The organism is Nocardia sp. NPDC058176, from assembly GCF_042883805.1.
Taxonomy (GTDB): domain Bacteria; phylum Actinomycetota; class Actinomycetes; order Mycobacteriales; family Mycobacteriaceae; genus Nocardia.
In genome coordinates, this window is the sequence record NZ_JBHVVA010000003.1 from 316459 (window position 1) to 340609 (window position 24151).

The window sequence follows — 24151 nt, forward strand, 5'->3', positions numbered from 1 at the left end:
GTCAGAGGCGGGGGTCGGTGGGGACGGATTCCATGGCGAGGATGGCGAAGACCAGTTCGTGGATTCGCCATAGGGGGGCGCCGGTGGCGGCGGCGTCGAGGGCGGCGAGGCCGAGGCCGTGTTCGCGGAGGGCGAGGCCGCGTTTGCGGCTGAGGGTGCGGTCGCGGAGGCGGGTGAGGTGGGTGGGGGTGGTGTAGTCGGGGCCGTAGATGATGCGGAGGTATTCGCGGCCGCGGCATTTGATGCCGGGCTGGACGAGTTTGCCGTTGGCGCGGTGGGACAGGCCGGCGTAGGGCTTGATGACCATGCCCTCGCCGCCGGCCTCGGTCAGCGCGAGCCACCAGGCGGTGGCTTCGGCTTCGGCGGCGGGGTCGGACAGGTCGACCACCCGACGACCGGTGGGGCGGAAGGTCGACGGGTCGGCTTCGACCAGCCGGTCACTCAGGGCGAGGTGCCAGTCGTGGTCGTGTCCGGCGTGGCTGGCGCCTTCACTGGCGAGCAGAGCGAACGGCGCGAACTGGATGCCGTCGAGATCGGTTGTCGGCCAGCAGTATCGGCGATAGGCGGCGACGAAATCGTCGGCTTGGGTGGCGCGCGCGGCGGTGCGGTCGCGCAGGGCGCCGAGGTCGAGGCCGCGTGCCAGCCCGGCATCGAGGGCGGTGAGCGCGGCGGGCAGGGCGGTGCGTGCGGCCGCGCCGGTGGCGGCGTACTGCGTGCGGATCAGCCCACCGGCCTTGGCCGACCAGGGCAGCAGCTCACCGTCGAACAGCAGCCAGTCGGTGTCGAGTTCGTCGAACAGTGGTCCGGCCGCCACGCGCACCCGGGTCAGCAGCGTCTCGGTGAGCGCGGGATCGGCGAAGAACGAGCGGCCGGTGCGGGTGTAGATCGCGCCGGAGCAGCCGTCACCGATCCCGAAACGTGTTGCGGCGGTGCCGGTATCGCGGCAGACGAGCAGCACGGCTCGGGAGCCCATGTGCTTCTCCTCGCACACGACCCGGTCCACGCCCGCGGCGCGATAGTCGGCGAACGCCTCGGTCGGGTATTCGAGGTAGCCCTCGACCGTCGAGGTGGACGGCGGCGACATCGTCGGCGGCAGCCACAGCAGCGCCCGCGGGTCGATCGCGAACCGGCTCATCACCTCGAGTGCCGCCGCGGAACTCTCGGCGTCGACGAGTACCGTGCCGTAGTCGGTGCGCAGGTGCCTGCGCCCGGTGACATCGGTCAGGGCCAGCGTTGTGTCCTCGCGCGTGGGTTCTACCTCGGCCAGTGGCCGAATCGGCTCGTAGTGCGTGTCCTCGGCCTGCACCGCGACGAAGGACTTCTCCGGATAGCGCAGCGCGGTCAGCTCACCGCCGAACACCGCGCCGGTGTCGAGGCACACGGTGTTGTTGACCCACTCCACCTTCGAGGTCGGCACATGGCCGTAGACGACCATGGCCGAGCCGCGATAGTCGCGCGCCCACGGATACCGCACCGGCAGCCCGTATTCGTCTGTCTCCCCGGTGGTTTCGCCGTAGAGGCAGAAATCGCGCACTCGTCCCGAGGCCCGCCCGTGGTACTCCTCCTTCAGGCCCGCGTGGGCGACGACGAGCTTCCCGCCGTCCAACCGCAGGTGGCTGACCAGCTTGTCGATCCACTGCGCCGCCGACTCCACGAACTCCGGTGTCTCGTGCTCGAGCTGGGCCAGCGTCTCGGCCAGCCCGTGCGACACCGTCACCTTGCGCCCGCGCAACGCCCGCAGCAGCTTCTGCTCGTGATTGCCCGGCACGCACAGCGCATTACCGCTCGCCGTCATCCCCATCACCAGCCGCAGCACCCCGGGCGAATCGGGACCGCGGTCGACCAGATCACCGACGAACACCGCCTGGCGACCCGCCGGATGGGTGGCGTCGATCGCCCGCCCGGCCTCGTCGCGGACCAGTTCCCAGCCGAGTTCGCCCAGCAGGCTCTCCAATTCGGACCGGCAGCCGTGCACGTCGCCGATGATGTCGAACGGCCCGGTGAGCTCGCGCCGGTCGTTCCACGCGCGCTGATAGCTGATCTCGACCTCGGCCGGATCACGCACGATGTGCACCTTGCGGAATCCCTCCCGCCCCAGCTCCCGCAGCGACCGGCGCAGATCCTGACTCTGCCGCTTCAACACCCCGCGACCGAAGCTGCGATCGGTGCGGCCCTGGGTCCGCTCCCAGGCCACGGCCTCGGGGGTGTCGAGCACGATCGCCACCGGCAGCACATCGAAAGAGCGTGCCAGCGCGACCAATTCGGCACGCGCGTGCTTCTGCACATTGGTGGCGTCGATGACGACGCGGCGACCCGCGCGCAACCGGATTCCCGCGATGTGGCGCAGCGCGTCGAAGGCGTCCTTCGTCGCGGACTGGTCGTTCTCGTCGTCGGAGACCAGGCCGCGGAAGAAGTCCGAGGACAGCACCTCGGTGGGCTTGAAGTGCTCGCGCGCGAAGGTGGACTTGCCGGACCCGGAGATGCCGATCAGGGCGATGAGCGAGAGCTCGGGGATGTCGAGATTCATGCGGCCCTCCGGAAGAACGCGAGCTGGGTGGGGGAGCCGAGCTGCGGGTCGAGGTCGCCGACCGAACGCAGGTCGACGGTGTAGCCGAACGTCTCGGCCACGCGGGTGCTCCAGGCGGCGAATTCCGCACGGGTCCACTCGAATCGGTGATCGTGGTGACGATGTCCGTCGAGGGTCTCGTAGCGCGCGTTGTACTCCACGTTCGGTGTGGTCACGATGACCGCACCGGGCGCGGCGTGGCCGAAGACGGCGCGTTCGAGCGCGGGCAGCCTGGCCTCGTCGACGTGTTCGATCACCTCCATGAGCACCGCCGCGTCGAAGCCGCGCAGACGGTCGTCGTGATAGGTCAGCGCGGTCTGGATCAGGGTGGTCCGGGCACGCTGCCGGTCGGACTTGCGATCGAATTTCAACCGTCGTTCCGCGATGGCCAGCGCGGCCGCGGACACATCCGCCCCGACGATCTGGGTGTAGCGGGGTTCGGCATCGAGGGCGAGCAGCAGCGCGCCGGGCCCGCACCCGAGATCGAGGACGCGGGTCGCACCCGACTCGGCCAGCGCGGCGAGCACGGCGTCGGTGCGCAGCCGCACCAGCGGGGTGCGGCGCTCGGCGGCTTCGGCGCGTTCGACCGCGTCGGCGGGTGAGTCCGCGTCCTCGGCCTGCTCATCGACCGCGCGCAGCCGCTCGAGCGCGGACTGGGTCAGCGAGCGTCGTCCGGCCAGGTAGCGGCGGGCGATCAGGTCCCGGTCAGGGTGGCCGCCGAGCCAGCCGTCACCGGCGCGCAGCAGCTTGTCGACCTCGTCCTGATCGACCCAGTAGTGCTTGGCGTCATCGAGTACGGGCAGCAGCACGTAGAGGTGGTTGAGCGCGTCGGCCAGCCGGAGCGTGCCGGTCAGCCGCACCTGGACGTAGGGCGAATCGCCCCATTCCGGGAACTCAGGATCCAGTGCGGCCGTCGTCGTCGAGACGGTCCAGCCCAGCGGCGCGAACAGGCGCTCCACGATCTCGGCCCCACCGCGGCACGGTACCGCGGGCACCTCGATCTCGAGCGGAATCGCGGTGTCCGCCAGCTCCGCGCGGTCGCGGCTGGTGCCGTTGAGCGCCGACCGGAACACCTTGCCCATGGCCACCGCCAGCAGACTCGACGCCACATAGGGCCGGTCGTTGACATACCGCCCCAGCGCGGACCCGTTGTGGCCCTTGGCCGGTCGCGCCAACTCCACCGGGTCGATCTCGAGCAGCAGGGCGACCGTGCAGCGCTCCACATCGGCGCGCGGGTAGAAGACATGTGCCGTCCCACCGGTCGTCTCGAACGACTGCACCCGGTCGGGATGTTTGACCAGCAGGTACCCGAGATCGGTCGCGGGTGCGTGGGTCGTGGAGATCGTCAACAGCACTGAACGATCTTGTCACGCCGGATCCACTGGTTTTCCCACCAGCGGTCAGCGGATCTCGTTGCCCGGATGCTCGGCGTCGTAGGCACGACGGGACTCGGCGATCGAATCACGATGTGCCAGTGACCAGGTCGCGAGGGCTTCGACGAGGTGGGTGAGGCCGGCGCCCGTCTCGGTGAGGCGGTAGTCGACCTGGGCGGGCACGGTCGGGTAGACGGTGCGGATGAGCAGGCCGTCGCGTTCGAGGCGGCGCACGGTCAAGGTGAGCATGCGCTGGGAGATGCCGTCGATCGCGCGCTGGAGTTCGCGGAATCGGCGTGGTCCGCGCGCGAGTTCGACGATGACGAGCACCGACCACTTGTCGCCCACCCGGTCGAGCACGTCCCGGATGCCGCAGTCGGGGTGCTCGGCGCGACCGCACGGCGCCAGATCGGCGGAGGTGGTTACTTCGGTGTGCGTCGGTGACATGAGACTGCCTTCTTGTGAGCCGATCCGTGCCGGGTGACGATTTCCACTGTAGTTACCGAAGAGAACCACGCAGGGAGACGGCAATTCCATGATCTTGGTCAGCGGCGCGCACGGTCAGCTCGGCTCGGGCATTCTCGCCCAACTCCGCGCACAGGGCATCGACGCGGTCGGGGGTAGCCGCACCACGGCCGACGGCATCCGGCAGCTGGATTTCGACGAGCCGACCACCCTCGACCTGACCGGTGTCGAGACCCTGGTCATGGTCTCGGCCGGATACGCCGAGGACGATCGGGTCGTCGACCGCCACGGCGCGGTCATCGATGCCGCCGTGCGCGACGGCGTCGGCCATCTCGTCTACACCAGCCTGATCGGCGACGGCGACCATCTCGCGTTCGCCCTGGCACATCGGGCCACCGAGCGATTGATCCGCGACAGCGGACTCGGCTGGACCATCCTGCGCAACGGCCTCTACGCCGAACTGTTCGGTTCACTGCTCACCTGGACCGCCGACGGCACCCTGGAATCGGCGTTCGGCACGGGCGCCCTCGCGGCGGTGGCGCGCGCCGATCTGGCCGCCGCGGCCGCCGTCGTCGCCACGGCGCCGTCGGTTCACGCGCACAAGATCTACGAACTGACCGGGCCGCCGATCACCGCCGACCAGGTCGCCGACCGTCTCGGCACCACCCACCGGACCGTCGACCTCGGCACCTACCGGGCGCGCGTCCTCGCCGTCGACGGCCTGCTGCCCTTCCAGCCACCCATGCTGGTCTCGATCGCCACCAGCATCCGCCACGGCTTCCTGGCGGACCCGAGCCCGGACCTGGAGAAGCTGCTCGGCCGCCCGGTCACCGACCCACTCACCGTCGCCGCCGAGCTGACGGCGTTGCTCCGCCCGAGCCCGGCGCGCGCACCAGTCCCCTCGTAGATGTGAGCTGACCGCCGGGCGCACCTGGGTTCCACTCGTCGGCCAGATCTGACCGCACCGCCGCGCCATCTCGGTTCGGCTCGTCGGCCAGATCCGATCGCACCAGACGCGGCGGAGCCTCACTCGTCGGGCCGCAGCACCTCACCAAGTTGCTGCTCGAGCCGGTCGAGCGCGCGGCGGGCGGCATCCAGTTCCGCTTCCAGCCGGGCGATCGCCGCCTCGTCCAATATCGGCGGCGCGCTCGTCGGCACGTCCTCGCCGGGTTCCTCCGGTGTCGTCTCCGGTCGGCCGGGCGGTGGTGGCGCGGCGGGACTGCCGCCGGGCGCGGTGGCGAGATTGCCCGTCGCCGGGCCGAACACCTGGTCCAGCGCCTCGGCGAGGGTGGGTGCGTAACCGACCCTGACCCCGCCGGTGCCTGGCTCGCGATAACTCACCAGCACCCGCGCCAACTGCGGGAAGGTCGACCCGTTCGGGCTCGTCGAAATCCGTTCGGTGAACAGCGGTTCCACATAGAGTACCCCGCCATCGGCGATCGGCAGGGTCAGCAGATTGCCGTACTGGATCCGGTTCGAGCGCTCTAGCAACGTGCGCTCGGAGGCCACCCTGGTATCGGAGATCATCGAGTTCTGGATCTGCTGCGGTCCCTGGGTGAGCGTGTCGGTGGGCAGCTGCAGAATGGTGAACTTGCCGTAGTTCTCGGGGTCCGAACGCACGGAGATGTAGGCGGAGAGGAACTCCCGGCGGAAGCCCACCATCGCGCTGGCCAGCCGGAACGAGGGCGTCGGGTCGCCGACCAGCACGTAGAACGGTGGCTGCTGGGGATTGGTGTCGGAGGTCGGGTCGCTCGGCACCGACCAGAACGCGTTGTTGGTGAAGAACTCTCGCGGTTCGTCCACGTGATAGCGGGCCAGCATCTCGCGCTGGATGACGAACAGGTCCTCCGGATACCGGAAGTGCGCGCGCAGATCGTCGCTGATCGCGGACTCGGGTTCGACCGTGCCGGGGAACACGCTCATCCAGGCCGCCAGCACCGGGTCCTGCTCGTCGACCTGGAAGAGCGTGACGGTGCCGTCGTAGGCGTCGACGGTGGCCTTGACCGAGTTGCGCGCGTAGGAGATCTCGCGGCGCGAGCCCGGCGCGGTCGGTTCGTCTCCGCCGAGCGCCGACAGGGAGGTCCGCGCCGCGTAGGGGTAGCCGTCGATCGTGGTGTACGCGTCGACGATCCAGACGATCCGGCCGTCGACGACCGCCGGATACGGATTGCTGTCGACGGTCAGCCACGGCGCCACCCGCTCGACCCGCGTGCTCGGATCGCGATGGAAGATGATCTTCGACTCGGGCCCGATCGCCTTGGAGAACAAGATGTTTCGCTCGGCGTAGCTGGCCGCGAAGGCGATCCGGTTGAGCCAGTTCCCGATCGGCACCCCGCCCGCGCCGGTGTAGGTGTACTTGGTGGTGTCGGTGTCGTATTCGCGTGGCTCGTCGCCGCCGCCGACGATGGCGTAGTCCGGGTCGGCCTGCGCGATCACCTCGCCGTAGTAGATGCGCGGCTGTTCGACCGGGATCACCTGGTTGCCGGACTGCTGGGAGGCGATGTCGCTGACCGCGTAGATCGGGTAGCCGCTGTTGCTGGCCGAGGCGTCCCCGGCCTCCCTGACCGCCGCGTTGACCCGATTCGCCGGTGCCGCGACGAACCCGTCGCCGTGGGTGTAGACGGTGTGCCGGTTGACCCAGTGCGCCTGGTTGCCGCTGAGCGCGCTGGGCGTCAGCTCCCTGGCCGCCACCACGTAATCGCGCAGGTCACCGTCGAGGGTGTAGCGGTCCAGGTCGAGGTTGTCCGGGAAGCTGTAGAAGTTCTTCAGCTGCTGCTGCTGGGTGAACGTCCGCGACAGCACCTGCGGGTCGAGCAGCCGGATGTTGGCGATGGTGGTCCGGTCGGCGGGCACCTGCGGCGGCGGCGCGGACCCGACGCCGGGATAGGACTGATACTCGACCCGATCACTGCCGATCCCGTACGCCTGCCGGGTGGCCAGGATATTGCGCTCGATGTACGGGCTCTCCATATCGGCGGCGTTGGGCCGCACGGAGAACTGCTCGACCGCCAGCGGCCACACTCCACCGACCACGATCGAGGACAGCAACAGCAGCGCCGCGGCCATCGCCGGCACCCGTAGATCGCGGATCACCAGCGCGGAGAACACCGCGGCCGCGCAGATCAGCGCGATGGCGAACAGGATGAATCGCGCGGGCAGCACGGCATTGACATCGGTGTACCCAGCCCCGGCGAAGGTCGGTTCCCGCCGCCTGCTCGTGAGCAGCGCGTACCGGTCGAACCAATAGGCCACCGCCTTCAACAGGAAGAACGTCCCGACCAGGACCGCGAGCTGGATGCGGGCCGCGTGCGTCAGCCCGATGCCCTTGCCGCGCAGGTAGATCCCGCCGAACAGGTAGTGGGTGACCAGGCAGGCCACGAAGGCGAAGAACACGATGACGAACAGCCAGCTGAGCACGAGCCGGTAGAACGGCAGATCGAAGACGAAGAACCCGACGTCGAGCCCGAATTCGGGATCGCGCTGGCCGAATGTGCCGCCGCGCAGGAACAACTGCACGGTCTCCCAGCGCCCCTGCCCGATCGCGCCGCAGATCAGCCCGAGCCCGATCGCGATGCCGAGCCCGATGCGCAGCGGCCACTTGGCCGCGAGCTGGCGGTACACGTCGAGCGGGTCGTCGGATTTCGCGCGGGGGAAGAAGGCGGGGCGAAAGCGGTAGGCCAGCCACATCGCGGTGAACAGGGCGCCGCCGACCGACAGGGCGATCACGGCGAACAGGGTGATCCGGGTGAACAGCACGGTCACCCAGACCGCGCGATAACCGACTTCCCCGAACCACAACCAGTTGATGTAGGCGCCGACCAGCTGCGGCACGATGATCAGCGCCACGAAGAACGCCGTGACCGCGATCAATGACCGCCGCAGCCCGCGCGGCAGCTGTGTCGAAGCGGATCCGCCGTGTGCGCTCATCTGCCACTCCCGTGACCACACCCGACCATCCGGCCGACGCTGGCCATCTGGCAGCGATTCTACCCGGACCCCACCGGTCACCGTGGGTCATAATCACGATCAGCGCACGGCGTTCGCCGGGCCACGTCGGGAGGCGGATCGATGACGGCAGTCGCGTTGGTCTTCACCGGGATCGCCGTGCTGCTGCACGGCTACATCTTCGTCATGGAATCGGTGCAGTGGACCGCACCGCGCACCAGGGCGACCTTCGGCATCTCCGCGCAGGAGGCGGAGGCCACCCGGGAAATGGCCTTCAACCAGGGCTTCTACAATCTGTTCCTGGCCGTTGTCGCCGCGGTCGGCATGGGTTTCACCGCCTTCGGCGACGCGGGCATCGGGCTGGCGCTGGTGCTGGCCGGGGCGGGTTCGATGGTGGCGGCGGGGCTGGTGCTGCTGATCTCCTCGCCGGACAAGGCCCGTGCCGCCCTGATCCAGCTGACCCCGCCGCTGATCGGTTGCGTCGCGTTGGTGATCGCGCGCCTGTGACCCGCCCCGCGCCGGATCAGTCGGTGGTGGGGATCAGGTCGAAGTGGTCGCTCTGGTACTGGAACAGCTGACAGGTCGGTCCGGGCGCGCAGCCGCTCAGATGCGGTACGTCGGCGGTCAGGGTGTAGAACGAGCCCGCCGGGTACTCGACGCGCTTGCCGTCGAAGACGGCGTAGAAGGTGCCGCTGAGCACGACGGTGGGCAGGTCGCTGGTGTGGGTGTGCGGCGGATTGTCCTTTCCGGCAGGGAATTCGACGAAGGCCTCGTACGGTCCCGACCCGGCCAGGTCGCCGCGTACGTTCGCGTACCGGACCCCGCCGGTGTCGGGCAGCTCGCGCCAGTCGAGGTCGTCGGCCGGGAACGAGATCGCGGGGCCGGTGGGCGCCGGGGTGGCCGGGCTCGCGGCGGTGGTGGCGTCGCTGCACGCGGTGGCCGAGACCGCGACGGCGAAGACGGCCAGCGTGGTGTGGATGATGCGGCGCATCGGGTTCCTTTCCGGGGTGAATCAAGGTCACGACAACGATCTCGTGGCTGCTCGCCGGTCGACAGTGGCGCGTGTGCCTACAATCGACGGAATCGGGCCAAGGAGGAGTTGTCGTGGATGTGATCGCCGTCGTGGCGTTCGACGGGATCAACCCGTTCCACCTGTCGGTGCCGTGTCTGGTGTTCGGCGAGGAACAGCCCTCGGCGGAGTTGCCGCCGTGCGAGATCCGGGTCTGCACACCGGGTGCGGCGCCGATCACCACCACCGCCGGATTCACCGTCTCCACCGGGCACGGACTCGACGAGGTGGCCGGTGCGTCGATGGTGATCGTGCCGAGCTGGCCCGACCCCGAACTGCCCGCGCCGCCGGAGATCGTCGAGGCGATCCGCGACGCGCACGACAACGGCGCACGGCTGGTCGGCCTGTGCCTGGGCGCGTTCGTCGTCGCCGACACCGGCCTGCTGGCCCACCGCCCCGCGGCCACCCACTGGAAGTGGGCCGATGTGTTCGCCCGCCGATTCCCCGATGTCGCACTGGATCGGGAATCGCTCTATGTCGACGACGGCGACATCGTCACCTCGGCGGGCACCACGGCCGCGCTCGACACCTGCCTGCACCTGCTGCGCCGACAGCACGGTGCCGAGCTGGCCAACCGGGTCGCGCGTCGCCTGGTCACCCCGCCGCATCGCGCGGGCGGCCAGGCCCAGTTCATCGAACATCCTTTACCCGCAACGGGTTCGCGCGACCCACTGACCGCCACCCTGCGCTGGGCGATCGAGCACCTCCACGAGGACCTCGCCGTCGACCGGCTCGCCGCCCACGCGAACATGAGCCGCCGCACCTTCACCCGCCGCTTTCGCGAATCGGTCGGCACCGGCGTCGCCGCGTGGGTCGCCACCCAGCGCATCGCGATGGCCCAGCGGCTGCTGGAGACCACCGACCAGCCGATCGAACGTGTCGCCGAACTCAGTGGATTCGGCAGTGCGGTCACGATGCGTGAACAGTTCTGGCGGGCGATCGGCACCACGCCGTCGGCCTACCGCAAGACCTTTCGCGGACCTATCGCCGCTGCGTTGTGATCGCGCGCGATGTCAGCGCCACGCGGCGAAAGGTGCTGCGGTCAAGGCAGTTTCGCGCAGATGGTCGTCGGTCAGGCCGACTTTCGTAGGCCGGTCACGCGGGTGTGGGGGAGTCGTCCCGCGCGGGCGTATCCGGTCATCGTGTCGCCGTCGATCTCGACCTCGAAGTCGAGGTTCAACCGCATCGGCTTGGTGACCCGCTGCTGCCAGGTGACGCGCTCGACGCCATCGGCCACGGTGGTCACGATGTTCATCAGGGGAACGGTCTCGGCCTTGCTCGTCGCGGTGCCGCGCAGATCCTTGAAGCGGTATTCGACCGCGAGCGTGCCGACGGGCGTCTTCAACGCGAGATCCCAGGTTCCAGCAAGGTTGCTCATGCGACCGGCACCCGACCCTCGGCGCGCCAGACCGTGCCGCGCCGCTCGTACTCGAACAGTTCCTCCACGGCGCGGGCGATGGCCGGGCCGAAGTCGCGATCGAGCAGGTAGAGCGCCAGGTCGAGACCCGAGGTGACGCCACCCGCGGTGACCAGATCGCCGTCGTCGACCACGCGGGCGCGCACGGCATCGACACCGGTGGCCTCGAGGACGTCCATGCCGAGCACATGGGTCACGGCGTGGCGCCCCTCGATCAGTCCCGCCATCGCGAGCGCGAGCCCACCACCGCAGACGGTGGCGACGGTGACCTCGGGATTGTCCAGCGCCCGGCGCAGCAGCGGGGCCGCGGCGCTGTCGGCGAAGCGGGCGAGCAGCACGGGGATGGTCTCCACCCCGTCGTCCGGATCGCCGTCGACCGGGCCGGAGGCGCCGGGCACGATGACGTAGCCCGCCCGGTCCGGGTCCAGTGTCGCCGTCGCGGTCAGGACCAGACCCCTGGTCCCGGAGACGACCGGGCGCGGTCCCTCGGCGGAGACGAGTTCGAGTTCGAGGTCACCGCCGAGCGCGTCGCTGCCCGCGGCGAGTACCTCGAAGGGGGCGATGGCGTCGAGCGGGTCGAACCCGTCGAACAGCACTATCTGGGCCGATACCGGCATGGGCGGTTCCTTCCGTTGTCCTGACCCCACCCATCGTCGGGGCGCTCGCGGCTATCGGAAAGTGGCCTGAGTGCCATCATCCAACTGAATATGGCCAACTCTTGTCACCCAGCGATGACAGTCATCGGTCCAGCTACCATCGCGAAATGCACACCATCGCGGTCGTGGCACTGCCCGATGTGATCGCCTTCGATCTGGCCACCCCGATCGAGGTCTTCGGTCGTGCGCGACTGCCCGACGGCAGACCGGCCTATCGCGTCGTCGTGTGCGGCAGTGCCCCCACCGTCGACGCCGGACCACTACGCATCTCGACCGACGCCGGCCTCGACGAACTCGACCGGGCCGACACGATCATCGTCCCCGGCCGCAACCAACCGCACCTGCCGACACCACCCGAGGTCCTGGCCGCCCTGCGCCGCGCCGCGACCGAGGGCATCCGGATCGCGTCGATCTGCGTCGGCGCGTTCACCCTGGCCGAGGCCGGACTCCTCGACGGCCTGCGGGCCACCACGCACTGGCGCGCCGCCGAGGCGCTGGCCCGGCAGTATCCGGCCGTGCGGGTCGACGCCGATGTGCTCTATCTCGACAACGGCGCCGTCCTGACCTCGGCGGGCGCCACCGCGGGCGTCGACCTGTGCCTGCACCTGGTCCGTCGCGATCACGGTGCCGCCGTCGCGGCCGATGCCTCCCGGATCGCCGTCGCACCGCTGCATCGCGGCGGCGGCCAATCCCAGTTCATCGTCCGCAATCCGCCCACCTACGCCACGGATTCACTGGCCGATGTACTCGTGTGGATCGAGGAGAACGCCCACCGCGACCTGTCGCTGGCCGACCTCGCCACCGCCGCGCACACCAGCGTGCGCACCCTCAACCGCCGCTTCCATGCCGAAACCGGGCAGAGCCCGATGGAATGGGTCACCGGCGTGCGCATCCGGCACGCGCAGGAACTGCTGGAGACCACCGAGCACGGCGTCGAACGCATCGCCCGCCATGTCGGCTTCACCAGCCCGAGCAGCTTCCGCGTCCACTTCCGGCGCCTGCTCGGCGTCACCCCGAACGACTACCGCGCCACCTTCACCGGCACCGATCAGGCGAAGACGAACAGCAGCGGAACGACGACGACCACCGCGGCGGCCCACGCGCCGTACACCGGCAGGTAGCGGGTCTGCCAGCGCTCGAGATCGGCGAAGGAGCGGGCTCCGCGCAGGAAACCGATGCCGAGCCGGACCGACCACACCAGATTCACCAGCAGCACCACGTTCATCCCGAGCGCGACGATCTTGTTCGGGCTCGACCCGAATTCGGCGATGCGGGTGAGCATGGCGGCCAGCATCACCACGTCGACGGCCAGCGCGCTGATCACCAGCACCAGCTGCACCCGGTCGAAGAAGCCGGGCGGGGTCAGCGGGTCGCGCGCGGAGATCGAGTACAGCAGCAGGCCGAGGACGAGCACCAGGATCAGATCCATCAGGATCAGCAGGCTGCGGTCCACGTCGATCACGCTGCGCGTGGTCGCGAACGCCGCGAGCAGGGCGAACAGCATGAGAATGGTCAGCGGCGTGAACACCCGGGTGAGCACGGGCGCGATGTTCTCCACGACATTCTGTTTGGCCTCCACCAGCCACGCGGCCACGATCACCGCGCCCGCGGCGCCGAAGGGCAGCACCCAGTCGGTGATGATGTGCTCGATGTCGAGATCCAGGGTCTCGAACGCGCCGACCGTCAGCCCGATCAGCACCCCGCCGCCGAGGGCGAGCAGGGTGAGATAGACGAACCACTCGCCGGTGAACCGGATGAAGTCCATCCGCCGCCGGTCCGAGCGCCAGTCGCCGCCGGTATAGGCCAGGCCGACGGCGAACCACAGGGCGATCGGCGCGTGGATCGCGGCGATCACCTCGGTCGACCCGCCCGGCTCGAACGGATAGAAGTTCAGCACCAGCGCGGCCAGCGCGAACGGCACCACCAGCGCCGCGCCGATCCGCACACTCACCTGCCGCTTCCAGGCGAAATACCCGGCGAGGAACGGCAGGACGAACAGGCTGAGGTTGAGTCCGAGCGCGGCGTCGTCGAGCAGGGTGAGACCGATCTTGGCCGTGATCGCCGCGCCGAGGGCGAAGGCGAGAACCACGATCAACTCCCGATGCCCTTGCCGCGCATCGCCTTCGGACTCCGGCGGCAGGACGAGCTGCTTCCAGAGCCGGTCGGAGTGCTCGCGCGCGAACTCGCGCGAGATGGCGTCCAAGCTGCCCATGCGTTTGACCGCGACGAGGAAGGCCTCGTCATCGCTCAGCCCGGCGTTGCGCAGGCTCGAAACCTGTTCGCGCAGATGGTCTTCCATCTCGTCGATGTCGGCGACCGAGATCGCCTGGTGGCGCTGGACGTAACCGCGCCACTGCTCGATGTGGACCTGCAGCTCGGTGTCCATCACGCCCATCCCTTCGCCGTGGTCGGCCCCTCGGTGGCGGTGCGCCAGACCTGATCGAGCGCCTCGGCCACCACGGTCCACTGCGCGCGGCGTTCGGCGAGCGCGGCCAGCCCCGATTCGGTGATCAGGTAGTGCTTGCGCCGTCGTCCGCCCTCGGACACGCGCCAGGTCGAGGACACGTGGCCGAGCCGTTCCAGCCGGTGCAGCAGGGGATAGAGCATCCCGTCGGTCCACTGCATGCGCCCGCGCGAGAGCCGGTTGACCTGCTCGAGGATGGCGTAGCCGTAGGACTCGCCCTCGGCGAGGATGCCGAGGACCAGCGGCGTCGCCGAGGCCGCCACGAGGTCTTTGTCGATCCGCATCGCACTCCTATACCTAGAACCACTAGGTCATAACCTAGCAGATCTATGTATGGCCGTCGTGGCTGTCCCGCGGGCGCGTCAATATCGGTGTGCCCCGGCCGGATTCGTCGTTTTCCGGTGCGGGTGGTCAGGGGGTGATGATTCTGCACCCTAGGGTGCGAATCCCGGAAAATCGCCTAACGGCCCCGTCGAGCGTCCCGATGGAGTGAGCAGTACGCGCGCTGTGCGCGGGGGATACAGAATCGAGGACATCATGAAGAAGACCGTGCGAATGGGTGCGCTGATCGCGGTCGCCGCGGCATTGGTCGTCGGCTGCAGCGACGAGAGTGGTTCGGCCACCGGCACATCCACGTCCCGCGTGGCGACGAGCACCTCGGCCCAGCCCGCGCCCGGCACGGAGACCGAAGCCCCGGCCGCCGAGCAGCCCGGCCCGACGGCCGGAAATCCGGGACCGACGGCCGGAAACCCCGGTCCCACCGCTGGAAACCCCGGTCCTACGGCGGGAAACCCCGGCCCGACCGCCGGAAACCCCGGCCCCCAGCCCGGCAACGACATCAGCGGCCCCGATCGCTGCATCGATCCCGCCTCGACCGGCGTGCAGAACGCTCTCGCCGGATTCGGCGGCGGCTGGGTCGCGGTGCAGGCCTCGCCCGATCAGCCCGGTGACTGCGGACAACTGCTGTGGGTCCGCGCCGTCGGCGGCAACTCCGCGGGCGCCCCGATTCACATCATGTTCTTCCACGACGGCGCCTACCTGGGCACGGCCACCTCGGAGGCCTACGCCTTCACCCATGTGGCCGGGGCGAACAACAACGCGGTCACCGTCGAGTACAAGTGGCTCGTCGGCGACGAACCCTTCGCCGCACCCCAGGGCGGCCCCGCCACGATCACCTACACCTGGACCGGCTCGGGCGTCGCGATGAGCGACCCGCTGCCGCCGGAGGTCACCCAGCCGCACCGCTGACCCGGTCCGCCGTGCTGGTCAGGAGGCGTTGCGCTCCACCCGCAGGACCAGCACGGTGATCTCGCTCGGCGCGAAGACCCGCAGCTGCGGACCCCAGAACCCGGTACCCCGGCTGGTGTAGAGCTGCGTGTTCGCCGCATGGCGGCTCAGCCCGGCGACGACCGGCTGATCGAGCCGGACCAGGTAGTGGAACGGCCAGATCTGACCGCCGTGGGTGTGCCCGGAGATCTGCAGGGCCACCCCGGCGGCGGCGCTGTCGACGATCTGCTTGGGCTGATGGGCCAGCAGCACGACCGGCACGTCCGGATCGGCGCCGTTGAGCGCGCGCGGCAGATCGGGGCCGTGGCCGGGCAGGGACTTGCCGGTCGGGTCGTCGATGCCTGCGATGACGAGCCGGTCCTCGCCGCGGGTGACGGTGCGGTGCTCGTTGTGCAGGGGCTGCCAGCCGAGCGAGGCCATGTGGTCGATCCAGCCCTGGGCGTCACCGAAGTACTCGTGGTTGCCGGTGATGTAGAACCGGCCCAGCGGTGCGTCGACCTTGCCCAGCGGGTCGACCTGCGCGCTGCGCTTGGCGACCGAGCCATCCGCGAGATCGCCCGCGTGCGCGACGATGTCGGGCTTCTGCGCGTTGATCACGTCCACCACCCGCTCCGACCAGCGCTGCCGGTCCAGCGCGGCGAAGTGGGTGTCGGTGACCACGACCATGCGCAGCCCGTCCATGCCGTCGTCCAGGCCGGGGATCGCGACCTCGACCGTGCGCACCTGCGGCACCTTGCGCGCCTCGTACACGCCCCATGAACTCAGCGAGACCGCTGTCACCGCCACGCCGACCGCGACGATCTTCGCGGCCAGCCTGCCGTCGACCCCGGTGACCGCGAGCACGCCGCGCACGAACACGCCGATGACCGACCAGCAGAACACCACCCACAGCACGCCCAGCGCCGTGTCACCGATGATCGACGCCGGATCGGACTGCATCGGCCCGTGGCCGAGGAACATCGCGAGGGGCAGGCCGATGACGCCGAGCACACACAGCGCGGTGCCGATCCGGAACAGCGGTCCGCTGCCGCCGGTGGGCGCCGCGACCAGCGTCCACCACGGCACCGCGAACATCACGGCGGGGACCAGCAAGAACAACAGCAGTTGCACAGCGAGCTTCACGGGGTTCCGTCCTGGGCAGGGTCGCCCAGGGGTGCGACCACGAATCGACCACCCAGCCTAGCGTCCGGCTCCGGGAGGAGGATCGCCGAGAATCCGGCGGCGACGGCCGATAGCCTGATCCGGTGTCGTGAGGTCGAAGGGGGAACGGTCATGGAGCTCGGTGCCGGGGCAGCCCTCGCGGGGTACCGCATCGAACGCACACTGGGTGGCGGCGGAATGGGCACGGTGTATCTGGCACGCCACCCCCGGCTGCCGCGCCGTGACGCGCTCAAGGTGCTCGACACCCGCCTCGCCGCCGATCCGACCTTTCGCGCGCGGTTCGAACGCGAAGCCGATCTGGCGGCCCGGCTGCAGCATCCGAACATCGTGCAGATCTACGACCGCGGCGTGGACGGCGACCGGCTGTGGATCGCGATGCAGTACGTCGACGGCTCCGATGCCGCCCAGCTGCTGCGGCAGGGCCTGACGGTGCTCTCCGCCGAGCGCGCCGTGCGGATCGTGCGCAAGGCCGCCCGGGGCATCGATCACGCGCACCGGCAGGGGTTGTTGCATCGCGACATCAAACCGGCGAACCTGCTCGTCGCCCGCGCCGACGACGGCACCGACGCGGTCCTGGTCACCGATTTCGGCATCGCCCGCAGCATGGGCGAGACGACCGCGCTCACCTCGGCGGGCTCGGTCCTCGGCACCCTCGCCTACGCCGCACCCGAACAACTCGAAGGCCGCCCCCTCGACGCGCGCACCGACATCTACGCCCTCGGCTGCACGCTCTACGAACTCCTCACCGGATTCGTGCCGTTCCCCCGCGAGGGCCCGGCCGCCCAGATCAGCGCACACCTGCTCGAACCCCCACCGCGTCCTTCCCTCGCCGATCCGGCACTGCCACCCGTCCTCGACGCGGTGATCGCGCGGGCGATGGCCAAGAACCCGGCCGACCGGTTTCCCACCTGTGCCGCGCTCGCCGAAGCTGCCGTGGCGGCGTTCGCGGCGACGCGGGGGAGTGACGAGACCACGGCGGATTTGTCGTCGCCGACAGGCCCTTCGCCGCATCCTGCAGATTCCGCTCCGACCCGGGAGTCCACTCGGCCATCGGAGTCTGCTCGGCCGTCGGTAGCCGGGTCGTCTGCGGCCGGGTCGTCGGTGGCGGGGTCGACGAGGAAACGCGCGATTCTGGTGGGTGCAGGGGTGCTTGCTGTGGCGGCGACGGTCGCGGTGATCGTGACCTTCGTGAGGGGTGATCGGGTGCCATCGAACCTCGACCCCGGCACCACCGCCACGTCGTCGACCACGACAAGCCCGGTCACGATCGGTGCCGTGCCGAACAATCCGGATGCCGCGAATACGTTGCGGCCCTGGCTCGCCGATGTCGTCGCCGGAAACACGGAGACTCTCGTCCGGAACTGCTGGACGCACCCGCCGTCGGAGATCCCCCGGATGTACGGCGCGGTGGACGAGATCGTCGACGCCGTCGCCCGGCCGGGGATTCCCGGGCTGTACGGCGCGGTGTGGCAGAACGATCGGACCCGAGTCAGCTTGTCGCCCAACGAACTACAGTCCGACTACGGGTGTCCGGTTGTCGGCGATCGGACGATGGACCGGCTCGGCGACGAGCACGCCCGCTACACCGTGGAGCGGTACCTGAGCCGTGTCGTCGGTGACCCGGTGAATCCGGCCGATGTCGAGACCGACTATCCGCTGCTGTGTGACGCCGCCGATCCCGGCGCCGCGCTCACCGGCATCCGGCGCTTCGACGAGCACGCGCTCACCGTGCGCGATTCGACGAACTCGGTCGTGCGGATCGACGCGCCGACGTCCGCCGTGGACGGCACCTCCACATCGGTCACCTTCACGCTGATCCACGTCGCGCAAGGTTTCTGCGTCCTCGGGATCGCCCCGAGCAGCTGACCGCTGGGCCGCGAAGCGACCTGTCTCACATCACAATTCGATGTGTTCTGCGGTTCGGCATCGCGCTATGCTGCCCGGCAGGGTCCGTCCGCAGGTCGTCAGAACCGCGGCGGAGGGCGTGGGGAAGCGGCGTGGCCGCACAGACGGAAGGGTCGAACGAAGATCATGCGTGGCGTAATCGGGGGAGGGGCGCCGCAGCGCCGACACAGAGCGAGCCGGTTGCGGCGCACCGTGGTCGGCGCCGTGGTGGTCGCGTTGCTGCCGTTCGGGGCATCGGCGATGGCCGCGCCCGGGCCCTACGAACCGGACCCGGCGGGCATCGATGTGTACGTCGATTCCAGTATGGGACAGGTCAAGGCCCGCATCCTGCGTGCGGCCGACGGCAACACCGAACGGGTGGTGTACCTGCTCGACGGTGAGCGCGCCGAGGCCGATCTCAACGGCTGGGAGGAATACACCAAGATCCCGGCCGCACTGGCCAAGTTCAACATCAATGTGGTGATGCCGGTCGGCGGCATGTCCAGCTTCTATGTCGACTGGCAGGGGCCGAGCAACTTCTTCGGCGTCAACCCCGACGCGAACGGACTGCCCAGCGCCGATTCCGGTTCCGCCGTCTCGGGTTTCGAAGAGACGATGGGCAAGACCAGCACCTACGTGTGGGAAACCTTCCTCACCTCCACGCTGCCCGACGCGCTGCACACCAGGTACGGCTTCAGCAAGACCCGCAACGGCGTGTTCGGTCTGTCGATGGGTGGCAGCGCCGCGCTGATGCTGGCCGCCTACCATCCCGAGCAGTTCGGCTACGCCGGTTCGCTGTCGGGCTATCTGCACATGTCGGCGCCGGGAATGCGCGAGGCGCTGCGGGGCGCCATGATCGCCGCGGGCGGCTACAACATCGACTCGATGGCGCCGATCGGCAGCGAGACCTGGCAGCGGATGGACCCATACGGGTTCGCGCACAGGCTGATCGAGAACAACACCCGCCTCTACATCTCCGCGGGGAGTGGTCAACCGGCCGAGCAGGACCTCTCCTCGACCGACGCGATCATCCAGGGCATGCCGCTGGAAGCCATCGCGCTGGCCAACACCCGCTCGTTCGAGGCGCGGCTCAACGAACTCGGCTACGACAACGTCACCTACGACTTCCCCGAGATCGGCGTGCACAACTGGGGCAACTGGGAGCAGGTCGCCAACCGCATCCTGCCCGATATCGCGTCCAAGGTCGGCGCGCCGCGTCCGGCCGGTGCGCAACCGCCGCCGCCCGGTGGCGGTGAACCGCCCGCCGGTGGTCCGCCGCCTGCGGCGGCACCACCGAAGTAGGCTCTGGCACAACGGAAACCGCCGCTACCTGTTCTCGGTAGCGGCGGCTTCTTGCCCTCGACGAACCCAGCCCAGCACCGCGCTGCAGTGCCCGCCGGTCAGCCGGTTCTGATCGGACCCTCGTTCGTCCAGCCCCATGTGGTGACCACCCGGGTGCCGAGGGTTGCGGGTGGGGCGGTGATGTAGCGGGTGAGGCGTTGGAGTTCGCCCCAGTCGCGGGTCCAGTCGTCGGCGAGGTAGGCCGGGACGGTGCGGGCGTGCATGAGCATCCCGGTCCAGCCCAGTGGCCCGCCGCCGGTCTCGCCCTGCCAGGTCTCGGAGACCTGCGCGTTGAGCTTGTCCGGCTGGATCCGCCAGATCGGCATCTCCGCGACACCACGGCGGTGATCCAACGGCCGCTGACACGGGAATGCCAGTCCCACATGCCAATCCGCCAGCACCGGATCGGTCTCACCGACCACCGTGCTCAGGCTCGACAGCTTGGGCAGCCGCGGCGGAGTCACCGCGAGCCACCGCATCGGATCGGGCTCGGCCGACTCCGCGACCACCCGAACCGCCGTGGTCCCCACCGGAATCCGCTCCAACGCCACCGGCAGATTCCGCCACCCCGGCGCCCCACCGACCGAAGGCGGCACCACGTCACCCAACGCGGCAACCGTCCCATCCTCATCCCGCCGCGCGAACTCCACCCGAACCCGCTGCCCCGGCATCACCCGCCCATCCGGCGCCACCCCCTCGATCCGCCCCGCGACGGTGAGCACCAACACCCGATACGCGGGATCCGCCAGCGCCGCAGCCAAATCCAACCGATACCACTGCGTGGTCAACGAACTCCGCTGCGGCATCCCACTCGAGTAACTCCCGAGCACCGGCGTCCGCTCCGGCACAAGCCCGAACGGAAGCGCCACCGTACTGCCATTGACCCCAGGCACCCCAGCGCCACCGGGCCCACCCATTCCTGGCCCAGCGGGAACACCGGGCCCTATACCGCCAGGTCCGCCGGGCACGGTGCCGCCAGGACCGCCAGGTGCGCCGCTGGCTCCGCTGGGTGCAGTACCGCCGACGCCGCCGGGTGCTCCGCCTGGCCCGCCTGGGCCACCCGGTGCTCCGCCGGGGCCGCCGGGTGCGGGGCCCGAACCTGAAGGTGGGGCCGAGGATTGGCCGGGGCCCGGGTCGGGGGCGAGGCTGCCGACGCCGTTTGGGGTGAAGCCGTTGTTCTCGGCCGCGAGTCCCTCGGCGACGGTGCCGGTGTAGGGGCGCAGCAGCGAGTCCGCGGTGTTGGTCTCGACCAGCACGTCATCGGCCATGGCGCACTGATTCCCGGCCAGCGTCCGCAGATTCGAGAGTCCGACCGAATAGGCCGGATACTGCGAAATGGCGGCTGCTCCAAGAGAACCCACCTCGAACAGGACCATCGCCGCGGCGGCCACCGTCAATGGAGCGACGGCGGGAAAGCGGAAATGCCCTGCGGCGGTGCGTTTCCCCACGCTCGACGCGGCGGTCTCGGCAGGGCCTGCTGCGATGTCGGTCGGTGGAATCGTCGGCTCGGTGTCCAGCGGATCGCTTGTGCCGTCGGTTCGCGAGGCAATCGAGCCTGATGAGCCGACAGGGGCGACCGCCGCAGGCTTGCCGGGCTGTTGGGCTGTCGGCGTCGCGGTCGGGGCTTCTGTACTGGCGCCTGTGCTCAGCCTCGAGGCGGTCACCGTCCCCTCCGTGCGCTCGGTCTCGCCGGTAGGCGCGCCCGCTGTGTCGGCATGATGCGATCCATCGGCTGGGGTGGCAGCCCCGGTCGACGTGACATCGCCGTCGGTGGTGACGTTTTCGCCGATTGGCGTGGCGTCTCCATCGATCGACGCTGTGGCTTCGCCATTCGATGCTGCGGGCGAAACATGCGAAGTGTCCTCGCCGGGTGGCCCATTCGGTTGTGCCGTCGCGGAAGTCCGACTCGCGAGCGAGGTTCGGGGTGGGACGTGCGTGGTTCGGTACGGTGCGCGGTAGTACTGCCACAGGGCGACCAACAAGGTCAGCCCCGTCGCCGCCAGGAAGACGGTGGAGATCTCGATTCCGGCGAGGGTGGGGGCGCGGTCGGGCCAGGGGACGCCGTAGCCGGAGACGTACCACCAGCCGTTGGAGCCGGTGAAGCTGATCGCCAGCAGGAACAGGACGGCGGACGCGAACAGGGTGCGCAGGTAGTTGGCGCGAATCACGTTGCGGCTCAGGGCGACTGCGGTGACCGCGGCGAGGGCGGCGGCCAGGCCCGCGTAGACGCCGAAGTGATGGGTCCACTTGGTGGGGGTGAACATCATCAGCAGCAGGGCCGTGGCGACCACGGCGAGGAGGCGGGTCACCGGGCCGCGGGCAGTGGCGGGGATGCGGCCGTCGCGGCGCAGGGTCACCAGGATGCCGACGGCCAGGCACAGGAGCATGGCGAGCACGCCGAAGCGTCGTGCCAGGGAACCGTCGGGGTTCACCGACAGCAGCGAGTCCCAGCGGGTGCGCTCTTCGAACCAGGACAGGTCGGGGCCGATGAGCTGGCGGACGTGGGTGGCTTCGAGCACGGTCGCGAGGGTCTGGTCGGCGAAGACGACGATCAGGACCAGGGTGCCCGCGGCGGCGATCGGCGCCAGCAGCGCGGCGTAGCGCACTACTGTTGGGCCGGAACCGGTTCGGGCGCGGGCGATGATCGTCTGCAGGACCGGCCGCGAACCCGCGAGCAGCGCACCGAGGCAGATCAGTCCGGTCGGACCGGCCGCGAGGGAGAACGCCGCGATGAGCACCGCGACGGCCGCAGGCAGGAGACGGCGGGTCGCGATCGCCCGTTCCATCGAGCACCAGGTGAGCAGCACGCCCACCGCGATCAGCGGCTCGGGACGCAACCCATTGTTGAAGGGCAACCAAACCGACAGGAACACCAGCGCGGCGGTCCACCGGGCGATCGCGCTCCCACTCACCCGGGAACCCAGCCGCGGCAACACTTCCCGGCTGAGCACCAGCCAGCACACGAGCCCGGCGAGTAGCGCGGGCAACCGCATCCACAGCCCCGCCTCGCTGATCCGGGTCATCAGCGCGAGCACTTCGTAGGGCCAGCCGAACGGCGCCTCGGCCACCTGGAACCACCGGTAGTAGTTCGCGGTGTACCCCGCCTCCTGCGAGGCCCGCGCCATCGTCAGGATGTATCCGTCATCGGAACTGTTCGCCCCGATCACATGCCAGACCGCCAGCGTCCCCGCCACCACGGCGTCGACCCCGGTGATCCGCCACCACCGCGCGGGCAACACCCGTCGCGCCCGTCGCCCATCGCGAATATCGCTGCGATGCAGGCAGATCAGTGCCACCAGCGCACACAGCACCGCACCGATGATCGCCGCCAGCTTCCACCCACTCGGACTCGACGAGAACCGCGTATCGATCTCGGCCCGCAACCACGCCTCCCCGAGCCGCCCCCGATCCAGCTCGGTATAGACGCCTACCACCTGCGGCCGCACATCCCCGTCGACCGTCGTCCGCATCGGCGACCCATCCGCCCGACTCATCCCGACGAGCTCAGCGGTCGTACCCGCCGCCGTAGAAGTCACGGTCAACGCCGTGCACCCACCCACAGCAGTCCCGCCTGGTGATGCAGTTGAGCCGGGCGCACTGGTCCCGCCGGGCAGCGGCGAGGCGCCAGGTGGAGTAGTAGTCTCGCCCAGCGGTGGAGTTGCGCCGGGTGGGGGAGTTGCACCGAGCAGCGGAGTCGCGCCGGGCAGCGGAGTCGCGCCCGGTGGGGGAGTCGCGCCCGGTGGGGGAGTCGCGCCCGGTGGGGGAGTCGCGCCCGGTGGAGGGGTCGCGCCCGGTGGGGGAGTCGCGCCCGGTGGAGGGGTCGCGCCCGGTGGGGGAGTCGCCCCCGGTGGAGGGGTCGCGCCCGGTGGAGGAGTCGCCCCCGGTGGAGGGGTTGCCCCCGGTTGTGGAGTTGTACCGGGCGGAGGAGTTGCGCCCGGCGGGGGAGTTGCGCCCGGCGGGGGAGTCTCGCCAGGCAGAGCAGTCTCGCTAGGTGGAGTGTTCTCGCCAGGCGCAGCGTCGCCGGAAGGCTGTGCTGCACCCGGGGCGCCCGTCGGCGGTTGCCCGTTACCTGTCGGCCCAGTTGCGGAACCCGCCCCGGACACCCCGCCCGAGATCTCGGACACCGGCACGCTCAGCAATAGCCGATCGCGCAGCACCACAGCGAGATTCGGTCCCGACTCGGGCCGTTCCTCGACCCGCGCGACCAGACCCTTCGACCCCGCTCGCGGCGCTTGCGCCGGCACCGTGGACAGGACGGTCCCCCCGCGCAGACCCTGCAATGCCGTACACGGCACGCTCAGGTCCAGCGTCGATGGCACATAGCTCACCAGCGGCGCGCTGACTTGCAGCGATTGCGGCTGCGGCCAATTCAGGCTCGCGCGTTCCTGCTGGACTGGCAGCAGCGGAATCGACACCGCCAGCAGCACACCGAGAACCCCCGCTACGATGCCGATCACTTTCACACGGCCGAAGCCGGAAATATCTCCCCACACGAGGACCGATGCTAGCCATGCCGGCCCGGT

Annotated in this window: 18 protein-coding genes and 1 pseudogene; 7 read left to right on the top strand and 12 right to left on the bottom strand. The window is 69.7% G+C overall.

Annotated elements, in window-relative coordinates; all coding sequences use genetic code 11:
- Position 1 precedes the first annotated feature (1 nt).
- Genes ACFVVM_RS19545 through ACFVVM_RS19555 form a run of 3 tightly spaced genes read right to left on the bottom strand, consistent with a single transcriptional unit; the run spans position 2 to position 4386 of the window.
- Entirely contained in the window at positions 2-2527 is a 2526-nt protein-coding gene (locus ACFVVM_RS19545) for a polynucleotide kinase-phosphatase (RefSeq protein ID WP_387619967.1), read from the bottom strand.
- Positions 2524-3921, bottom strand: coding sequence for a 3' terminal RNA ribose 2'-O-methyltransferase Hen1 (locus ACFVVM_RS19550; protein ID WP_387619970.1), 1398 nt, complete (start codon positions 3919-3921; stop codon positions 2524-2526). Before ACFVVM_RS19550 ends, ACFVVM_RS19545 begins: the two co-directional genes overlap by 4 nt.
- Before the next feature lie 45 nt (positions 3922-3966).
- The gene (locus ACFVVM_RS19555) at positions 3967-4386 is read right to left on the bottom strand and encodes a winged helix-turn-helix transcriptional regulator (protein WP_387619973.1); all 420 of its coding nucleotides are present in this window, start codon (positions 4384-4386) and stop codon (positions 3967-3969) included.
- Between the two features lie 88 nt (positions 4387-4474).
- Between ACFVVM_RS19555 and ACFVVM_RS19560 the strand changes: the two genes are divergently transcribed.
- Positions 4475-5311 carry an NAD(P)H-binding protein gene (locus tag ACFVVM_RS19560; RefSeq protein ID WP_387619976.1) on the top strand — a complete coding sequence of 279 codons (837 nt, stop codon included), beginning with the start codon at positions 4475-4477 and terminating at the stop codon, positions 5309-5311.
- A gap of 119 nt (positions 5312-5430) precedes the next feature.
- Here the strand turns inward: ACFVVM_RS19560 and ACFVVM_RS19565 are convergent, their stop codons facing one another.
- Positions 5431-8331: a UPF0182 family protein gene (locus ACFVVM_RS19565; RefSeq protein WP_387619979.1), complete on the bottom strand. Its 2901-nt coding sequence runs from the start codon at positions 8329-8331 to the stop codon at positions 5431-5433.
- 141 nt (positions 8332-8472) lie between these two features.
- On the opposite strand from ACFVVM_RS19565, the gene ACFVVM_RS19570 reads away from it, so the two are divergent.
- Positions 8473-8856, top strand: coding sequence for a DUF1304 domain-containing protein (locus ACFVVM_RS19570; RefSeq protein ID WP_387619981.1), 384 nt, complete (start codon positions 8473-8475; stop codon positions 8854-8856).
- 16 nt (positions 8857-8872) lie between these two features.
- On the opposite strand, the gene ACFVVM_RS19575 is transcribed toward ACFVVM_RS19570, so the two are convergent.
- On the bottom strand, positions 8873-9340 hold the full coding sequence (locus ACFVVM_RS19575; protein WP_387619984.1) for a cupin domain-containing protein: 468 nt from the start codon (positions 9338-9340) through the stop codon (positions 8873-8875).
- Between the two features lie 113 nt (positions 9341-9453).
- On the opposite strand from ACFVVM_RS19575, the gene ACFVVM_RS19580 reads away from it, so the two are divergent.
- Positions 9454-10419 carry a GlxA family transcriptional regulator gene (locus tag ACFVVM_RS19580; protein WP_387619987.1) on the top strand — a complete coding sequence of 322 codons (966 nt, stop codon included), beginning with the start codon at positions 9454-9456 and terminating at the stop codon, positions 10417-10419.
- Between the two features lie 71 nt (positions 10420-10490).
- Here ACFVVM_RS19580 and ACFVVM_RS19585 read toward each other — a convergent pair whose 3' ends face one another.
- Both ACFVVM_RS19585 and ACFVVM_RS19590 read right to left on the bottom strand, forming a co-directional pair.
- On the bottom strand, positions 10491-10796 hold the full coding sequence (locus ACFVVM_RS19585) for a hypothetical protein (protein ID WP_387619990.1): 306 nt from the start codon (positions 10794-10796) through the stop codon (positions 10491-10493).
- Positions 10793-11452 (bottom strand): DJ-1/PfpI family protein, encoded by a 660-nt coding sequence (locus ACFVVM_RS19590; protein WP_387619992.1) that lies wholly within the window; start codon positions 11450-11452, stop codon positions 10793-10795. Before ACFVVM_RS19590 ends, ACFVVM_RS19585 begins: the two co-directional genes overlap by 4 nt.
- Before the next feature lie 146 nt (positions 11453-11598).
- On the opposite strand from ACFVVM_RS19590, the gene ACFVVM_RS19595 reads away from it, so the two are divergent.
- The gene (locus ACFVVM_RS19595) at positions 11599-12612 is read left to right on the top strand and encodes a GlxA family transcriptional regulator (RefSeq protein WP_387619995.1); all 1014 of its coding nucleotides are present in this window, start codon (positions 11599-11601) and stop codon (positions 12610-12612) included.
- On the opposite strand, the gene ACFVVM_RS19600 is transcribed toward ACFVVM_RS19595, so the two are convergent.
- Both ACFVVM_RS19600 and ACFVVM_RS19605 read right to left on the bottom strand, forming a co-directional pair.
- Entirely contained in the window at positions 12540-13886 is a 1347-nt protein-coding gene (locus ACFVVM_RS19600; protein WP_387619998.1) for a permease prefix domain 1-containing protein, read from the bottom strand. The genes ACFVVM_RS19595 and ACFVVM_RS19600 overlap by 73 nt on opposite strands.
- A complete protein-coding gene (locus ACFVVM_RS19605; RefSeq protein WP_387620001.1) occupies positions 13877-14239 on the bottom strand; it encodes a PadR family transcriptional regulator in 363 nt (120 codons plus the stop codon). Before ACFVVM_RS19605 ends, ACFVVM_RS19600 begins: the two co-directional genes overlap by 10 nt.
- A 253-nt stretch (positions 14240-14492) precedes the next feature.
- Between ACFVVM_RS19605 and ACFVVM_RS19610 the strand changes: the two genes are divergently transcribed.
- Positions 14493-15203 (top strand): LppP/LprE family lipoprotein, encoded by a 711-nt coding sequence (locus ACFVVM_RS19610; RefSeq protein ID WP_387620004.1) that lies wholly within the window; start codon positions 14493-14495, stop codon positions 15201-15203.
- 18 nt (positions 15204-15221) lie between these two features.
- On the opposite strand, the gene ACFVVM_RS19615 is transcribed toward ACFVVM_RS19610, so the two are convergent.
- Positions 15222-16364 (bottom strand): metallophosphoesterase, encoded by a 1143-nt coding sequence (locus tag ACFVVM_RS19615; RefSeq protein ID WP_387620006.1) that lies wholly within the window; start codon positions 16362-16364, stop codon positions 15222-15224.
- Positions 16365-16514: 150 nt separating this feature from the next.
- On the opposite strand from ACFVVM_RS19615, the gene ACFVVM_RS19620 reads away from it, so the two are divergent.
- Positions 16515-18269, top strand: coding sequence for a protein kinase (locus ACFVVM_RS19620; RefSeq protein WP_387620009.1), 1755 nt, complete (start codon positions 16515-16517; stop codon positions 18267-18269).
- A gap of 165 nt (positions 18270-18434) precedes the next feature.
- Positions 18435-19589, top strand: a complete 1155-nt coding sequence (locus ACFVVM_RS19625) for an alpha/beta hydrolase (protein WP_387620012.1) — start codon at positions 18435-18437, stop codon at positions 19587-19589.
- 98 nt (positions 19590-19687) lie between these two features.
- Here the strand turns inward: ACFVVM_RS19625 and ACFVVM_RS19630 are convergent, their stop codons facing one another.
- Together ACFVVM_RS19630 and ACFVVM_RS19635 are read right to left on the bottom strand one after the other, a co-directional pair.
- Complete coding sequence (locus ACFVVM_RS19630) at positions 19688-23188, bottom strand: arabinosyltransferase domain-containing protein (protein WP_387620891.1); 3501 nt, start codon at positions 23186-23188, stop codon at positions 19688-19690.
- Positions 23189-23746: 558 nt separating this feature from the next.
- A pseudogene (locus ACFVVM_RS19635) lies at positions 23747-24121 on the bottom strand (arabinosyltransferase); the annotation flags it as partial.
- Positions 24122-24151 lie beyond the last annotated feature (30 nt).

What these genes read in the sequence shown, in the direction of transcription:
- ACFVVM_RS19545 (WP_387619967.1), bottom strand. Translation starts at nt 2,527, where the DNA reads ATGAATCTCGACATCCCCGAGCTCTCGCTCATCGCCCTGATCGGCATC.
- ACFVVM_RS19555 (WP_387619973.1), bottom strand. Translation starts at nt 4,386, where the DNA reads ATGTCACCGACGCACACCGAAGTAACCACCTCCGCCGATCTGGCGCCG.
- ACFVVM_RS19560 (WP_387619976.1), top strand. Translation starts at nt 4,475, where the DNA reads ATGATCTTGGTCAGCGGCGCGCACGGTCAGCTCGGCTCGGGCATTCTC.
- ACFVVM_RS19565 (WP_387619979.1), bottom strand. Translation starts at nt 8,331, where the DNA reads ATGAGCGCACACGGCGGATCCGCTTCGACACAGCTGCCGCGCGGGCTG.
- ACFVVM_RS19570 (WP_387619981.1), top strand. Translation starts at nt 8,473, where the DNA reads ATGACGGCAGTCGCGTTGGTCTTCACCGGGATCGCCGTGCTGCTGCAC.
- ACFVVM_RS19575 (WP_387619984.1), bottom strand. Translation starts at nt 9,340, where the DNA reads ATGCGCCGCATCATCCACACCACGCTGGCCGTCTTCGCCGTCGCGGTC.
- ACFVVM_RS19585 (WP_387619990.1), bottom strand. Translation starts at nt 10,796, where the DNA reads ATGAGCAACCTTGCTGGAACCTGGGATCTCGCGTTGAAGACGCCCGTC.
- ACFVVM_RS19590 (WP_387619992.1), bottom strand. Translation starts at nt 11,452, where the DNA reads ATGCCGGTATCGGCCCAGATAGTGCTGTTCGACGGGTTCGACCCGCTC.
- ACFVVM_RS19595 (WP_387619995.1), top strand. Translation starts at nt 11,599, where the DNA reads ATGCACACCATCGCGGTCGTGGCACTGCCCGATGTGATCGCCTTCGAT.
- ACFVVM_RS19600 (WP_387619998.1), bottom strand. Translation starts at nt 13,886, where the DNA reads ATGGGCGTGATGGACACCGAGCTGCAGGTCCACATCGAGCAGTGGCGC.
- ACFVVM_RS19605 (WP_387620001.1), bottom strand. Translation starts at nt 14,239, where the DNA reads ATGCGGATCGACAAAGACCTCGTGGCGGCCTCGGCGACGCCGCTGGTC.
- ACFVVM_RS19610 (WP_387620004.1), top strand. Translation starts at nt 14,493, where the DNA reads ATGAAGAAGACCGTGCGAATGGGTGCGCTGATCGCGGTCGCCGCGGCA.
- ACFVVM_RS19620 (WP_387620009.1), top strand. Translation starts at nt 16,515, where the DNA reads ATGGAGCTCGGTGCCGGGGCAGCCCTCGCGGGGTACCGCATCGAACGC.
- ACFVVM_RS19625 (WP_387620012.1), top strand. Translation starts at nt 18,435, where the DNA reads ATGCGTGGCGTAATCGGGGGAGGGGCGCCGCAGCGCCGACACAGAGCG.